This is a genomic window from Rahnella sp. AN3-3W3 (genome assembly GCF_003263545.1).
Lineage (GTDB): Bacteria > Pseudomonadota > Gammaproteobacteria > Enterobacterales > Enterobacteriaceae > Rahnella > Rahnella variigena.
Genome location: NZ_JYDG01000157.1, coordinates 1 through 1,771, shown reverse-complemented (window position 1 = coordinate 1,771; position 1,771 = coordinate 1). Strand labels below are relative to the sequence as shown.

General features: G+C 54.4%; 1 pseudogene. It reads left to right on the top strand.

Annotation, left to right across the window (positions count from 1 at the left end):
• Positions 1-208 precede the first annotated feature (208 nt).
• Positions 209-1,632: pseudogene (gene phoA, locus UC15_RS25605) on the top strand (alkaline phosphatase).
• The last annotated feature ends 139 nt before the right edge of the window (positions 1,633-1,771 follow it).

The following is a 1,771-nucleotide window of genomic DNA, read 5'->3' as shown; positions in this document are numbered from 1 at the left end:
CCGACGCCCACGACCTTGATTTTGACCTTAAGGCCGGTTTGGGTGGCAACCCAAGCTGTTGACCTTGAATTTGAAGTTAGAACCCAATCTCACGGCCAATCCTGTGCCTGTCATTAAACCGTCACAACCCTCCCTTAACCTTCCGGTAACAAAAAATATCTATATGTGTTTTTTTATTTCCGATGGTTTAGAAAAAGGAGTTTAGACAATGCAACAATCTGTATCTCTGATCGCCCGTACAGTGACTGCCGCCCTGCTGCTTTCCGCCTCTGCCGCCTCCCTCGCCGCTGAAACTGACACGCTGACTGACCGCGCCGCGAAAGGCGTGCTGACAGAACCGGGTGGCGCACGCCGCCTGAGCGGTGATCAGACCGCCGCGCTGAAAGCATCGCTGTCCGACAAAACGGTGAAAAACGTCATTTTGCTGATTGGCGACGGCATGGGTGATTCTGAAATTACCTCTGCGCGTAACTATGCCGAAGGTGCAGGCGGCTATTTCAAAGGTATCGATGCCCTGCCGCTGACTGGTCAGTACACACATTATTCTCTGGACAAGAAAACGCAGAAACCAAGTTATGTAACTGACTCTGCTGCTTCCGCCACTGCCTGGACAACCGGCGTCAAAAGCTATAACGGTGCGATTGGCGTGGATGTAAACGGTAAAGATCACCAGACCATTCTCGAAATTGCTAAAGCGGCGGGTAAAGCCACCGGCAACGTTTCTACCGCTGAATTGCAGGATGCCACACCGGCAGCGCAAATCGCCCATGTCACCTCGCGCAAATGCTACGGCCCGGAAGAAACAGCAGAGAAATGTGCCAGCAACGCCCTGGAAAACGGCGGACGCGGTTCGATCACAGAACAATTGTTGCAGGCTCGTGCGGATGTCACGCTGGGCGGCGGCAGAAAATCATTCAGTCAGCTGGCGAAAGCCGGTGAGTTCCAGGGGAAATCACTGAAAGACCAGGCGCTGGCGCAGGGTTATGTCTGGGTGGAGAACGCTGAACAGCTGAGCGCAATCACGCAGGCAGACCAGAAGAAACCGGTGCTGGGCCTGTTTTCCGAAGGCAATATGCCGGTTCGCTGGCAGGGGCCGAAAGCCACTTATCACGGTAATATCGACAAACCTGCCGTGACCTGTGAAGCCAATCCGCAACGCACCGCAGATATCCCGACGCTGGCTGCGATGACAGAAAAAGCCATCGACCTGCTGAAAACCAATCAGAACGGTTTCTTCCTGCAAGTTGAAGGCGCATCGATAGATAAGCAGGATCACGCCGCCAATCCATGCGGACAGTTTGGTGAAACGGTCGATCTGGATGAGGCCGTACAGAAAGCGCTGGAGTTCGCCCGTCAGGATGGCAACACGCTGGTTATCGTCACCGCCGACCACGCGCATTCCAGCCAAATAATCGAAGCCGACGCCAAAGCACCGGGCCTGACGCAGACGCTGACCACCAAAGACGCGCGCCGATGACCATCAGCTACGGCAACTCCGAAGATGATTCGCAGGGACATACCGGGACTCAACTGCGCATAGCCGCGTTCGGGCCGCATGCGGGGAATGTGGTCGGTCTGACAGATCAGACAGATTTGTTCTATACGATGCGGGATGCCATGGCGCTCAAGTAATTCAGGATAGCCGCTGCATTTGGGCGGCTTTTCAAAAGCCTAAAATTTTAAAACCTTGGGTTGTTATCCAAACTGGCCTTAAGGTCAACACCTTGGGTTGCCACCCAAATTGGCCTTAGGGTCAAGGTCGTGGGCTCGC